The sequence below is a fragment of the Altererythrobacter sp. B11 genome (assembly GCF_003569745.1).
In the GTDB taxonomy this organism is placed as follows: Bacteria; Pseudomonadota; Alphaproteobacteria; order Sphingomonadales; family Sphingomonadaceae; genus Croceibacterium_C.
The window spans coordinates 415,985-428,967 of the sequence record NZ_AP018498.1 but is presented as its reverse complement, the minus strand read 5'-3'; the positions used below and the strand labels follow the sequence as shown (position 1 = coordinate 428,967).

13 protein-coding genes and 1 tRNA gene are annotated in these 12,983 nt (G+C 66.5%); 7 read left to right on the top strand and 7 right to left on the bottom strand.

Going from position 1 to position 12,983, the window contains the following annotated elements; all coding sequences use genetic code 11:
- Position 1: 1 nt before the first annotated feature.
- Genes AEB_RS01915 through AEB_RS01905 form a run of 3 tightly spaced genes read right to left on the bottom strand, consistent with a single transcriptional unit; the run spans position 2 to position 4,361 of the window.
- Positions 2-1,339 (bottom strand): amidohydrolase family protein, encoded by a 1,338-nt coding sequence (locus tag AEB_RS01915; protein WP_119081653.1) that lies wholly within the window; start codon positions 1,337-1,339, stop codon positions 2-4.
- The gene (locus AEB_RS01910; RefSeq protein WP_119081652.1) at positions 1,336-2,700 is read right to left on the bottom strand and encodes an amidohydrolase; all 1,365 of its coding nucleotides are present in this window, start codon (positions 2,698-2,700) and stop codon (positions 1,336-1,338) included. Before AEB_RS01910 ends, AEB_RS01915 begins: the two co-directional genes overlap by 4 nt.
- A 23-nt stretch (positions 2,701-2,723) precedes the next feature.
- Positions 2,724-4,361 carry a peptide MFS transporter gene (locus AEB_RS01905; protein WP_119081651.1) on the bottom strand — a complete coding sequence of 546 codons (1,638 nt, stop codon included), beginning with the start codon at positions 4,359-4,361 and terminating at the stop codon, positions 2,724-2,726.
- Positions 4,362-4,526: 165 nt separating this feature from the next.
- On the opposite strand from AEB_RS01905, the gene AEB_RS01900 reads away from it, so the two are divergent.
- The 6 genes from AEB_RS01900 (at position 4,527) to AEB_RS01875 (ending at position 7,855) form a co-directional block, all read left to right on the top strand.
- Positions 4,527-4,865 (top strand): GntR family transcriptional regulator, encoded by a 339-nt coding sequence (locus tag AEB_RS01900; RefSeq protein ID WP_119081650.1) that lies wholly within the window; start codon positions 4,527-4,529, stop codon positions 4,863-4,865.
- A 162-nt stretch (positions 4,866-5,027) separates the two neighbouring features.
- Entirely contained in the window at positions 5,028-5,315 is a 288-nt protein-coding gene (locus AEB_RS01895; RefSeq protein WP_119084397.1) for an integration host factor subunit beta, read from the top strand.
- 232 nt (positions 5,316-5,547) lie between these two features.
- The gene (locus AEB_RS01890) at positions 5,548-6,357 is read left to right on the top strand and encodes a TorF family putative porin (protein WP_119081649.1); all 810 of its coding nucleotides are present in this window, start codon (positions 5,548-5,550) and stop codon (positions 6,355-6,357) included.
- Positions 6,358-6,472: 115 nt separating this feature from the next.
- Positions 6,473-6,557: transfer RNA gene (locus AEB_RS01885), tRNA-Leu, on the top strand.
- A gap of 121 nt (positions 6,558-6,678) precedes the next feature.
- Positions 6,679-7,101 carry a hypothetical protein gene (locus tag AEB_RS01880; protein WP_119081648.1) on the top strand — a complete coding sequence of 141 codons (423 nt, stop codon included), beginning with the start codon at positions 6,679-6,681 and terminating at the stop codon, positions 7,099-7,101.
- Between the two features lie 130 nt (positions 7,102-7,231).
- A complete protein-coding gene (locus AEB_RS01875; RefSeq protein ID WP_231958859.1) occupies positions 7,232-7,855 on the top strand; it encodes a PilZ domain-containing protein in 624 nt (207 codons plus the stop codon).
- An 18-nt stretch (positions 7,856-7,873) separates the two neighbouring features.
- Here the strand turns inward: AEB_RS01875 and msrB are convergent, their stop codons facing one another.
- From msrB to AEB_RS01860, 3 genes are read right to left on the bottom strand one after another with little or no spacing between them, the layout of a single operon-like run.
- On the bottom strand, positions 7,874-8,365 hold the full coding sequence (gene msrB, locus AEB_RS01870) for a peptide-methionine (R)-S-oxide reductase MsrB (RefSeq protein WP_119081647.1): 492 nt from the start codon (positions 8,363-8,365) through the stop codon (positions 7,874-7,876).
- A gap of 9 nt (positions 8,366-8,374) precedes the next feature.
- Positions 8,375-9,655, bottom strand: a complete 1,281-nt coding sequence (locus AEB_RS01865) for an ABC transporter permease (RefSeq protein ID WP_119081646.1) — start codon at positions 9,653-9,655, stop codon at positions 8,375-8,377.
- Positions 9,652-10,620, bottom strand: coding sequence for an ABC transporter ATP-binding protein (locus AEB_RS01860; RefSeq protein ID WP_231958858.1), 969 nt, complete (start codon positions 10,618-10,620; stop codon positions 9,652-9,654). The genes AEB_RS01865 and AEB_RS01860 overlap by 4 nt, the downstream gene beginning before the upstream one ends.
- Before the next feature lie 71 nt (positions 10,621-10,691).
- Between AEB_RS01860 and queG the strand changes: the two genes are divergently transcribed.
- Complete coding sequence (gene queG / locus AEB_RS01855; RefSeq protein WP_119081645.1) at positions 10,692-11,765, top strand: tRNA epoxyqueuosine(34) reductase QueG; 1,074 nt, start codon at positions 10,692-10,694, stop codon at positions 11,763-11,765.
- On the opposite strand, the gene AEB_RS01850 is transcribed toward queG, so the two are convergent.
- Entirely contained in the window at positions 11,749-12,975 is a 1,227-nt protein-coding gene (locus tag AEB_RS01850) for an NAD(P)/FAD-dependent oxidoreductase (RefSeq protein ID WP_119081644.1), read from the bottom strand. The two genes, queG and AEB_RS01850, sit on opposite strands and share 17 nt — an antisense overlap.
- Positions 12,976-12,983 lie beyond the last annotated feature (8 nt).

Here is a 12,983-nt window from a genome sequence, read left to right as displayed (position 1 = left end):
TTCACCAGTCGTAGGCCTTGGGCAGGTCGCCCGGGGCGGGCGTGCGATAGCGCTCGCGCAGCCGTGTCTGATGGTTGTCGAGCGGCTGCTCCACCCCGTCGACGAAGATCCGCAGCGGCGCGGAACTCAGCTCCAGCGGGTCGCCGTCCCAGATCACCACATCGCCATGGGCGCCGGGCTTCAGCACGCCCGCCTTGCCGCCCATGCCGCTGATCTCTGCGGGGACCGAGCTGATCGCGGCGAAGGCTTCGCCCCAGCTCAGCCCCGCCGCGCCGGGCAGCTTGTTGAGCGCCACGAGGTTGCCGGCGAACTGCGTCTCCCACCTGGCATAGGTGGAGGTGCTCCAGAAGCCGCCGATGGCCACCTTCACGCCCGCATCCTGCATCCGCCCGATGTTGGACTGGGTTGAGGCCAGCGTTTCGAAGGCGGCGGGGAGATCGAGCAGGGCCTGCGCCAGCACCGGAACGCGCGCGGCGGCGATTTCGTCCGCCACCAGCCATCCCTCGGCCGCGCCGACCAGCACGAGGTCCAGCTTGGGGAATTCCTGCCGCAGCGCCAGCACCGAACGGATATCCGCCGCCCGGTCCACACCCACATAGAGCGGCTGCCGCCCCGTCACCACCGGCACCAGCGCGGCGGCATCGAAGCGGGTGAGCAGCGTATCGCTAGGCCGTTCCGCGCTGCTGCCGGCAAGCCGGGGGTCCTGCGCCGCCGACAGATCCTGCCGGGTGGAAAGGTCGCTCGCCTCGCGCAGCGCGTTGCGCAGCGCGGCGTGCGCCGCGATCCGGCTGCGGCCGGCGATCCGTGCGCCCTGCTCCCCCAGCACCACGAACTGGAAGGCCCGCGCCTTCTCCACCGCCTGCGGATCGGCGCCGAGATCGATCACCGCCCCCTGCCCGGCGAAGATCGTGCTGCCGGGATAGGCGGTGACGGTGGCCCGCGTAATGCCGGCCGCGCGGGTAATCTCGATCGGTTCGGAGGCGGCGTTGATCGCCGGGGCGACATCCAGCGCGGCGCCGAAAGGTGAGCCGCGCGGGCGGGTGTCGTTGCTCTCGTCCACCGCCTCGACGTCCCACAGGCCGAGGTCGGTCATCGCCGCGAACAGGCCGGGCGTGACCCATTTGCCCTGTGCGTCGATCACCGGCAGGCCGGTGGCGGAGGAGGCGCTGCCCGCGCCGGCCTCCACGACTTTCCCGCCGCGCACGACCACATGGCCGCCCTCGATCGGGTCGCTGCCGTCGCCGAGCACCAGCCGTGCGTTGTTGACCACGAAGTCCTGCGCAGCGGCAGGAACGGCGGAGGCGGCCAGCGCCGCGCCAAGGAGAAGGCGAGCGATCATTTCACGTCTCCTTCGCCGGGCTGGCCAAGCTCGAAATCGCTCACCGGCCGCCGTTCACGGTCCAGCGCGTCATACATCAGCGCACCGTCGATCCACACCTTCTCGGGCCGGGAATAGACGGACAGGGGGTTGCCGTTCCACAGCACCAGATCGGCCATCTTGCCGCCTTCGAGGCTGCCGGTGACCTTGTCGATCCCCATGGCCTTGGCCGCGTTCAGCGTGAACCACCCGACCACCTGTGCATCGGGAATGTCGATCCCCATCCGCCTGCCGTCCGCCTGCGCCTTGGCGGCTTCCTGGTTGAGCCGCTGGATGCCGTTGGCGTCGTCCGAATGGATGATCACGCAGGCGCCGGACTGGGCCAGCAGCGCCGCATTTTCGGGGATCGCGTCATAGGCTTCCATCTTGAAGCCATACCAGTCGGCCCATACGGCGGAGCAGATGTCGTTCTCGCGCAGGAGATCGGCGATCTTGTAGCTTTCGACCGCGTGGTGGAAGGCGGTGACCTTATAGCCCATTTCCTTGGCCATATCGATCACCAGCGCCATCTCGTCGGCGCGATAGCAGTGGTTCTGCACCAGGATGCGCCCGTCCAGCACGCCGGCCAGCGTCTCCTTGGCGAGATCGCGCTTCTGGCGGTCTCCTGCCGCATATTCCTTCGCATCCAGCCAAGTCTGCCGATTGACGGCGAAATTGCCCATGCGCGTGGAGGGCATCTGCCCCTTCTCGCCATAGACGCGCTTGGGATTTTCTCCGCAGGCCATCTTCAGGCTGTAGGGCGCGCCGGGGAACTTCATTCCCTGCACCGTGCGGCTGGGCACGTTCTTGAGCGTCACCGAACGGCCGCCCATCAGATTGGCCGATCCGGGGAGAATCTGGAGGGCGGTGACGCCCCCGTTGGCCAGCGCGCGGGTGAAGCCGGGATCCTGCGGCCATACGGAATGCTCGGCCCACACCTCGGGCGTCGCGGGGCTGGTCGCTTCATTGCCGTCGGAGTTCGCCTCCACCTCGGGCGTCGGATAGTCGCCGAGATGGGAATGGACGTCGATCACGCCAGGGGTGACGAATTTTCCGGCGCCGTCGATCCGCCGATATTGCGCGGGAATGGCGAGGTCGGGCCCGCCGACCGCCACCACCTTGCCATCGGCGAAGAGCACAGTGCCGTTGTCGATCCGGCCGCCAGCACCGTCGAACACGGTGGCGCCCACCAGCGCGGTCGCCTCGCCGGGATAGGCGCGGTAGGTAGAGGGATAGGGATCGGCCGGCGGTGCTGCCGCCGCCGTCCTGGTCCCGGCCCCGGTGGTGGCACAGCCGGCCAGCAGCCCGGCCATTGCCAGCGCCAGCGTGACGCGTGTCCTCATGTCTTGCCCCCGTTTATGCTTTGTCAGTTATTCGGCCTGGTCGCCGGATGGAAGCCGGCGGCCTGCGGTTCCGCAGCTTCGTCTTCACCCAGCAGATCGTCGCCCACATTGTCGTCCTTGAGCGTATCGAGATGCATCCACCGCTTGACCAGCGGCGAGACGATCACGACGACCACGCCGATCCCCAGCGCGACCCAGCCGATCGAAGTGTAGATCGCCAGCGCACCTTCCTTGGTCATTTCCCCGCCTTCGCCGCCGGTCGCTTCGCCGATTTTGCCGGCCACGAAATTGCCACCGGCGGTCATGAAGAACCACGCGCCCATGATGAGCGAGGCCATGTGGCGCGGCGCCAGCCGGTTCATCGCGGAAAGCCCCACGGGCGACAGACACAGCTCGCCAGAGGTGTGGAGGAAATAGATCAGGAACACGAGCACCACCGGCACGAGCGCCCCGCCCAGCGCATGGGCGCCCCAGGTAAAGACCAGAAAACCGAGCCCGACCTGCACGATGCCGAGGCCGAACTTTGCCGGCGTGGAGGGTTCGATCCCGCGCTTGGCGAGGAAAATCCACAGGGCGGCGAAGATCGGGCCCAGCAGCACAATGAAGATCGCATTGATCGACTGGAACAGCGATGCAGGCACGCCCCCGCGGTCCACGAAGCGATCGGTGAAGAGGTTGAGGCTGCCCCCAGCCTGTTCGAACAGGCCCCAGAACAGCGGCTGCAGTGCCACCAGGAAGATGATCGCGAAGATCCGTTCGCGCGGATGCCTGGGCATCTTGAACGCCTCGAACAGAACATAGCCGAGCAGCAGCGCGCCGCAGATGCCGAGCAGCGTGCCGACCACGTTCTGATACTGGATCAGGAACCAGATCGCGGCGACTGCGGCCACGCCCACGGCATAGAGGCCGTATTCGTGCGCCTTGGCCAGCGGCGCCGGCGGCTCCCCCTGGCCCATCAGCGCGGGCCTGCCGAAGGCGAAGATTACCAGGCCCAGCACCATGCCGATCCCGGCCAGACCGAAGCCATAGCCCCAGCCGATCGTTTCGCCGAGATAGCCGACCAGCACGGTGCCCAGCGCGGCGCCCGTGTTAATGCCCATGTAGAAGATGGTGTAGGCGCTGTCGCGACGCTCATCGGTGAGGCGGTACAGCTGCCCGACGATCACGGAGATATTCGCCTTGAGGAAGCCGGAGCCGACGATGATGAAGGCCAGCGCCATCCAGAAGATGTTGACGGTGGGATCGTTGGCGAAGCCGCTGCCGTTGCCTTCGAAGGCCATGAAGCCGTGGCCCAGGGCCAGCAGGATGCCGCCGAACATCACTGCCTTGCGTTGGCCGAGATAGCGATCCGCCAGCCAGCCGCCCAGCACCGGGGTGATGTAAACCAGGCTCGTATAGGCGCCGTAGATCAGGTTCGCCTTGCCGTCCGCGAACAGCCAGTGCTTGGTGAGATACAGGATGAGCAGGGCGCGCATGCCGTAATAGGAAAAGCGCTCCCACATCTCGGTGTAGAACAGCACGAACAGCCCGCGCGGGTGGCCCACCACCTCTTCGCTGCGGCGGGCGGCGATCAGGCCGCCGACAGCCAGGACGAGGAACAGGAGGACGGCGGCGATGGCGGCGATCCAGTCGCCTTCGTCCCACAGCGCGATATCCTTCATCCGGCCCCTCTTCTCGTCTTTTCGATTGTCGCTGATGCTGGTTTAGGCGGGTGAACCTAGCCGTCAAATCGGTCTTGTGAAGCAATTTGTTGCATCTGTGACCATCGCATGGCTGCGGGCGGGCGCTTGACCTGCCGCGCTGTATTATGGCACTGCATCACCCGGATGTCCGACAATCGCCCCGTCTATATGCGCCTGCGCGAAATGATCGCCGCGGCGATCATCGAAGGCCGCTATGCGGAAGGGGACATGCTGCCTTCGGTGCGCGCCTTTGCTGCGGAACAGGGGGCCAATCCGCTGACGGTGGCCAAGGCCTATCAGCAATTTCAGGCCGACGGGCTGATCCGTGTGCAGCGCGGTGTGGGGATGTTCGTGCGCGAAGGCGCGGCGCGGCAGCTCCGCATGGCGGAGCGCGCCGCCTTCCTGGCGGAAGAGTGGCCGCAGATCCGCGCGCGGATGGAACGGCTGGGGATCGACCTTGCCGATCTGCTCGACGAAGTGTGAAGCCTGCGGACTTCACATATTTTAGAATTTTCCGCCTTCCGATTGCACTTACGGCCTCTCTCTGCCAGATAGCGGCTGACGGGTCGCATCGTCGCCGCCAAGCGGATCTGCTGGGCTATGCCCCATGCAGCCGTGTTCGGCTGGCCGCGTAAAGGGATGACGATGATCAGGTCCGAACTCCTGCAAGCGCTCGCCACGGATAATCCCGAGCTGCGCCCCGAAGAAATCGAACAGGTCGTCGATATCTTCTTCGACGAGATCGCCGCACGCCTCGCCGATGGCGGGCGGGTGGAACTGCGCGGTTTCGGCACTTTCTCCACGCGCGAGCGCGACGGCCGCACCGGCCGCAACCCGCGCACGGGCGAAGCGGTGGATGTGCCGTCCAAGCGGGTGCCCTACTTCAAGCCGGGCAAGGAAATCCGCGAACGGCTGAACGCCGCGGCGGAGTAACGCCTGCCGCGGAGCGGGAGGAAAAACTCGGCAGCGAGGCGCACTGTGGCCCGCCCGCCACACGACGCCCTTCCGAACAGCTCAGAAATACTTCGTAACAATCCAGAAGCAGCCCGGAAAAATCGCCGGGCTATTTCCCTGCTGTCGTTGCGATACGGAGCTGCCATGGAGCGGCTGCGGGGTGGCGACCGCAGGATGGAACGCGAAACCACATAAGTGAGGGCGTTCCACTATGAAAATCCGTTATCTCGCAGGCCTTGCTGGCCTTCTCGCCGCATCGCCTGCCATGGCACAGGATGCCGCGGAGTCTCTTTCCGTTTCCGGTTCCGTGGCCCTTGTCAGCGATTATCGCTTCCGCGGTGTCTCCCAGACCGACAAGGAAGCGGCGATCCAGGGCGGCATCACCGTGGGCCACGACAGCGGACTGTATGTCGGCACCTGGGCTTCCAACCTCTCCGGCTGGGGCACGTTCGGCGGCTCCAACATGGAACTCGATATCTTCGGCGGCTATGCCGTTGAGGTCGCGGACGGCGTGACTGCGGATGTGGGCCTGACCTGGTTCATGTATCCGGGCGGCGCGGACACGACCGACTTCGCGGAGCTCTTCGCCAAGCTGTCGGGGCAGTTCGGCCCGGCCAACATGCTGGTTGGCGTGGCCTATGCGCCAAAGCAGGAGGCGCTCGCCAATGTCTCCAACACGCCGCAGAGCAACGGGCAGAAAGAGGACAACCTCTATCTGTGGACCGACGCCAGCGCCGGCCTGCCGAACACGCCGCTGACGCTGAAGGCGCACCTCGGCTATTCCGACGGCAATCCGGGGCTCGGCCCCAATGGCACCAGCGTCGCGCCCACGGGCGACTACTTTGACTGGTCGCTGGGCGCCGATGTGGCGGTCGGGCCGTTGACGCTGGGCGTCAGCTATGTGGACACGAGCATCTCGCGCGCGGAATCGGCCTATCTGCTGCCGAACTTCTCTTCCACCAAGGACGGCTCGAGCATCGCCGATGCGCAGGTGGTGTTCTCGCTCAGCGCCGGGTTCTGATGTTTAACGGGGGCCACTAAGGTGGGGATTGCCTGCCGTGTGGCCCCCAATCCTTTCTTTCGTCTGCCGCTCTTACTGGTCAGCCGTGCTGCCTCGCGCTAGCAGGGCGGCACTGGCGGGCGTGGCGGAATGGTAGACGCCGGGGACTTAAAATCCCCTGAGCTTTGCTCGTGCGGGTTCGAGTCCCGCCGCCCGCACCAGCGTCCATCCCCTTATCCCCCCTCAGGATTTCTGCTTGGGCAGGATTCCCTATCCCCCAGGCAATGGAGTGTTCTCCGCCCCCGGTCATAATTGCCCGCGACCTAAGAGGGGGAGATGCGCATGTCGGTGTATCCGTCACGCGAGAAGCGGCAGACTGTTTGGCTGGGTGCGCGGCTCAAGAGCCGCGGCGACTGGTGCGATATGACCATCGGCAATGTTTCGACGCACGGCATCGTGGGCCTGTGCCGCCACGCGCTGGAGCCGGGTGAACGTGTTGAAGTGCGCTGTGGCAGCTTCACGATCCATGCCCGGGTCGTGTGGACCCGGCATGACCGGTTCGGTGCCGCGGTCGAGCGCCCGATCGTGGTGGAAGACCTGCTGCGCGCCAGCCTCGCCCGGCCGCAGAGCGGCGAACGCCGCCAGATCCTGCGGGAGTTGGCGGATGAGGGGGCTGGGAGCCTTGCGCATTACAGAAATGAGCAGGGTCGCCGGCCGGTCAATTCCCGCGGCAGGCTTGGGCCACACGGCTTCCGCTTCGGATGACGTACAAAACTGTGGGTTTTAACACGAAATTAGGCATTGGCAGGCATGGATATGCCAGATTTGGGTATAGTCTGCGCGCTTAGCTTTGAGGTTCCGGCCCGGTGACTGCAATTCAACTGTCGGAGGACACATGTCCGACGTATCGCGGCAAGAAATGACGAGCGGAGCTGCCGCGGTGAGCGGCAGCGAGGCCGAGCAGCGCGCAGCTCCCCGCTTCACCTTGCTGATTCGGGCGGCGAAGCTCACCTGCGATGCGGGCGAGTACCTGTGCGTGGTGCGGGACGTGTCCGAGACCGGTGTGAGCGTGCGGCTGTTCTGCCCGCTCCCCGCCGACTGCGAATTGACGCTGGAGATGTCGAACGGCGATCGCCACCGGCTGGAGCGCGTGTGGGAAGAGCCCGACAAGGCCGGCTTCCGCTTTGCCGATCCGGTGGACATCGAACGGATTATCGGCAGCCCCAGCCGCTTCAGCAAGCGTTCGATTCGCGTGAACCTCGAAGTCCCGGTGATGCTTCAGATGGGCGAACGCACCCTCACAGCGCGGATGCACAACATCTCGCAGCAGGGCGCCCTGGTGAGCTGCAGCGAACATCTTTCCATCGACCAGCGCCTGCGCCTGTCGGCGCGCGGCCTGCCCACGATCGCCGCAAAGGTCCGCTGGCGGGGACCGCAGCAGTATGGGCTGATCTTCGAGGATACGTTCCAATTCGGTGAACTGGCCCGACTGACGGCTGCGCTGCAGCTGAATGCCTGAGGAAGGCCTCGGCCTGCCTCAGGCGGGGCGGAACTTCATCGCCACGCCGTTCATGCAATAGCGCAGGCCCGTGGGCTTCGGCCCGTCATTGAAGACATGGCCGAGGTGTCCGCCGCAATTGGCGCAATGCACTTCCTTGCGCGGATAGGCGAGCTTGTAGTCGGTGGAGGTGCCCACCGCACCCTTGAGCGGCTGGTAGAAGCTGGGCCAGCCCGTGCCGCTGTCGAACTTCGTGGCGCTGGAAAACAGCGGATGGTCGCAGCCTGCGCACAGGAAGGTGCCCTTGCGATGCTCGTCATTGAGCGGGGAGGAATAGGGACGCTCGGTCGCTTCCTCCCGCAGCACGGAAAACTGCGCCTTCGTCAGCTTCTTGCGCCAGGCGTCTTCGCTGAGGGAAAGGGGGAAGCTCTTCGCCGCGGCCGGCGATCCGCACGCCGCGAGGGCGGGGACCGCGATGCCTGCGCCGAGCCAGGCCAGCGCGCTGCGGCGGGTGCTGGTGAGTCGTGACATGGTGATCTCCTAGCTGCTCCTGTCAGAACCAGGCCTGAACGCAGTAGCGATCAGGGATTGCAGGCCGCGGCTGCGCTTCACGCCCTGCGGTCCGGATTTCATCACGCGTGTGCGGAACAGCGCCGCGCCGGCGCGGATGAAGATCGTCACCCACAACAATTGCCACGCCAGTGCGACGAAATGCGGCCACAGCGCTTCGCTCTGCGCCGCACGAGCGAGCATGGCGAAGGGCGAACTGAAGGGAAAGGCGATCGCCACCCATTCGATCGGTTCACCCGGCTGCGACATGGCGAGATTGGCGAAGAAGAACAGCAGGACCTGCATCATGGTGACGGGCATGGAGAGGGTCTGCACTTCGCGGACAGTGGAGGCCAGCGAACCGATCGCGAGGAATACGGAACCCAGCAGCAGATAGCCCATGGCGAAATAGATGACGCCAAGCAGGAAGAACATCGGCCAGCCGACCCCCGGTGCCGGCAGGTTCTGCAGGTCGATCGGTCCCAGGCTCTGCCCTCCCGCGTCGGACACGAATATCAGCCCGCCGATCACCGAGCCCCACACGGCGATGCCCACCAGCGACACCGCCAGCATAGCGAAGAGCTTGCCAAGGAACACAGCGTCCATCGGGATGGCCGCGGCGAGGATCTCGATCACCTTGTTCGCCTTCTCCTCGACCAGGTTGGAGAGGACCATGCCGGCCAGCAGCATGATCAGCAGGAACAGGATCAACTGCCCGGCTTGTGCGGTGCGGAGGCGGGCGCGCGTCTCGCTCGCGCCGCTGGTCTTCACCTCGTTCAGCGTCACCTGCGGATAGGCGGCAGGGATGCCTTGGGTTGCGGTGGCGGCCACGAGCGACACCGGGCCGCGCCAGAACTCCAGCCGCTCCGCCGTGGCAGTGAGCACCGGATGCGCCGGCGTACCCGTGACGACGGCCGCCAGACTGCCGGTGCCCGCTTCGAGCACCGCCCGGGCATCGAAGGTTTCGCCGGGCTTGAGCCTTTTCAGGGCCGTCATCTCGGGAAGATTGGGCCCGAGTTCGCGCGCCAGTGCGGCATGTGCCGCCAGCAGAGTGTCGACATCGCCCGCCTGCATGGCGATGCCGATCTCGGGCGGCGCGGCGCGGCTTTCCACCCGCTGCCCGATGGAGCCGGCAAGGCCGCCCACCAGCACCGGGAACAGGGGGCCGAGCAGAAAGAAGAAGAAGGCACGGCTGAACAGGATCGCGCCAAAGTCCCGCCGCGCGACCACGAGTGCCGCCTGCACCATGGAAAGCCGCCGTGCGCCGTTCATGGCGCCGCCTCGCTTTCCGGACCCGCTTCGAGCGCTCGGGCCGCCGCTTCGCCGGCGATGGCGACGAAGGCATCGTGCAGGCCGGCCCGCTCGATGGAGAGGGAAAGAATGCCCGCTTCGCCGTCGATCAGGGCGCGCAACAGCGGCTCCACGCCGCTTTCCGGCAGGGGAAAATACCAGAAGGCCCCCTCCTGCCGCGTGTCGGGCGGAAGGATACGGGTCCACCCGCCTTCGCGGCGCTTGGTCTCCAGCCGCACCTGTGCCGGAATGCGATCGCGCGCCACGTCCACCGCCCCCGCGAAGGGCACCTTCCCGCCGGCGATGATCGCCACCTGTTCGCACAGCCGCTCCGCATGGGCGATGACATGGGTGGAGAAGATGACGGTGGTCCCCTTGTCGGCCAGCGAGCGAATCAGCCGCTCCAGCTTGCCCTGGTTGATGGCATCGAGGCCGGAGAAGGGTTCATCCAGCACCACCAGCCGGGGATCGTGAACCAGCGTGCCGAGCAACTGCACGGTTTGCGCCATGCCCTTCGAAAGCTGGCGGATCTGGCGCTCCACCGCATAGCCCAAGCCATGCTGCTCCATCAGTTCGCGCCCGCGCCGCCGCCCTTCTTCCAGCGGCAGGCCGCGCAGGGCGCCCATGAAGGCGATGGCGTCATAGGTTTTCATCGCCGGATAGAGCCCGCGCTCTTCCGGCAGGTAGCCGATCAGGCGCGCCACTTCGCGCGGGTTCGCCTCGCCCAGCACGCGGCGCGTGCCCGCATCAGGGTCGATGATGCCCAGCAGCATGCGCAGCGTCGTGGTCTTGCCCGCGCCATTGGGGCCGAGGATGCCGTAGATCGCGCCTTCGGGGACGGATAGGTCGACCCCATCGACCGCCAGTGTCCCGTCGAACCGTTTGACCAGCCCGCGCGCCTCGATCGCCAGCGATGACCGCCGCGGCGCCCTGCCATTGTCTGCCATGCCGGCTTCGCCTAGCGCCTGCTCCATGCACATGCGATACCGGAGCCCGGTAACAGGGAGCAACCCGAAAGGTGGCTGATCCCGCGACTCTGGACGATTTACGCCTGCGCCTGCTGGAGCAGGCGCAGGCGCTGGGCTTCGCGGCGGTGGGCTTTGCGCCGGCCACGAACGATCCCGTGCGCGAGGCACGGCTGCGCGAATGGCTCGACGCCGGCATGCATGGCGAGATGGGCTGGATGGAAGACCGCGCCGATGTGCGGCACGGCCCGCAGGCCATGTGGCCCGAGGCGCGGAGCGTGCTGGCGCTGGGCATGAGCTATGCGCCCGATGTCGATCCGCTGGCGCTGGACGGCGATGCGGAGCGGGCGCGCATCTCCGTCTATGCGCAGGGGCGGGATTATCATGATGTGCTGAAGAAGGCGCTGAAGGCGCTGGCGCGCTGGCTGGTGGCCGAAGGGGAGAAGCTGGGGCTTGAAGTACGCTTGAAGGTCTTCGTCGATACGGCGCCGGTGATGGAAAAGCCGCTGGGGCAGGCGGCGGGGCTCGGCTGGCAGGGGAAGCATACCAATGTCGTGAGTCGCGCGCATGGCAACTGGCTGTTCCTGGGCGCCATCTACACCACCTTGCCTTTCCGCCCGGACGAGCCGCATGCGGACCGCTGCGGCAATTGCACGGCCTGCCAGACGGCCTGCCCCACCGACGCCTTCCCGGAGCCGTACCGGCTCGATGCGCGGCGGTGCATTTCCTACCTCACCATCGAACACCGCGGCCCCATCCCGGAGGAATTCCGGGAAGCGATCGGCAATCGCATCTATGGCTGCGACGATTGCCTGGCCGCCTGCCCGTGGAACAAGTTCGCCCAGACGGCGGCCCGGCACAAGGCACTGGACCCGCGGGCGGAGCTCGTCGCACCGCGACTGGCCGAGTTGCTCGCGCTGGACGATGCCGGTTTTCGGGCCCTGTTCTCCGGCTCCCCGATCAAGCGGATCGGCCGGGATCGCTTCGTGCGCAATTGCCTGATCGCTGCCGGCAACAGCGGCAATTCAGCCCTCGCAGCCCCCGTGGAGGCGCTGCTGGCGGACCCCGATCCGGTGGTAGCGGAAGCAGCGGGCTGGGCGCTCGCGCGGCTTACAGCATCGCCTTGAGCGGGGTTTCGGTGTCGAGCAGCAGTTCGGGCGCTATGCTCGCCCGCGCCTCCACCAGCTTGCGCCCCTGCACATAGTCTTTCACCGCATTCACGCAGTCCAGCGCGATCACGCGGCCTTCCTTCAGGTAGATCACGGAAAAGCTGCGGCTGGCGGGATCGCCGCGCAGCACCGTGGTGTCATGCCCCATGCTGAGGCCGACGGTCTGCAGCTTGAGGTCGTACTGGTTCGACCAGAACCAGGGCAGCGCATCATAGGGTTGCGGATCGCCGCAGATCGCGCGGGCGGCGGTGGTGGCCATGTCATGCGCGTTCTGCACGCTTTCCAGCCGGATCACCGCGCCATCGGCATAGGGATTGGCGTGGGCGGCACAGTCCCCGATCGCGTAAACGTCGGACAGGCTGGTGCGGCAATATTCGTCCACGTCCACGCCATTCGCGCCCGCCGCCCCGGCGCCGATCAGCGGCCCGATCGACGGGACGATGCCGATGCCCACGACCACCATCTCGCAGGGAATTGTCTCGCCGCTCGTCAGGGTGACGCCGGCTACGCGGTCGCCGTCCGCCACCAGGCACTCGACCCCGGTGCCCAGGCGCACATCGACGCCATGTGCGCGGTGCTCCGCCTCGTAGAAGCGGGACAGGTCTTCCCCGGCGACGCGGCTGAGCAGCCGGTCCTGCATTTCCACCAGTGTGACCGAACAGCCGCGCTTGGCGAGCACGGCCGCCGCTTCCAGACCGATATAGCCGCCGCCGATCACCACCACCCGCTTGGCACCGCCTGCCAGTTCGGCCATCAGTCGGTCCGCGTCCGGCTTATCGCGCACGGCGTGGACGCCGTCGAGATAGCCGCCGGGGCAGTCGAGCCGCCGCGCGTCCCCGCCGCCGGCCCAGATCAGCGAGCCATAGGTTACGGGCTCGCCCCCGCTGATGCTCAGTTCATGCGCGGCCGGATCGAGCCGGGAGACATTCACGCCCAGCATCAGGTCGACCTGCTTGTCCTGCCAGAATTTCTCCGGCCGAATCAGGATGCGTTCGAACGCCTTCTCGCCCGAGAGATATTCCTTGGACAGGGGCGGGCGCTCGTAGGGCGGAGAACTGTCGCGCCCGATCATCAGGATCGAGCCTTCGAAACCAAGCTGGCGCAGGGAAATGGCGGCCTGTGCGCCGCCATGCCCCGTCCCCACGATCACCACATCTGCATGCATCATGCTTCAGC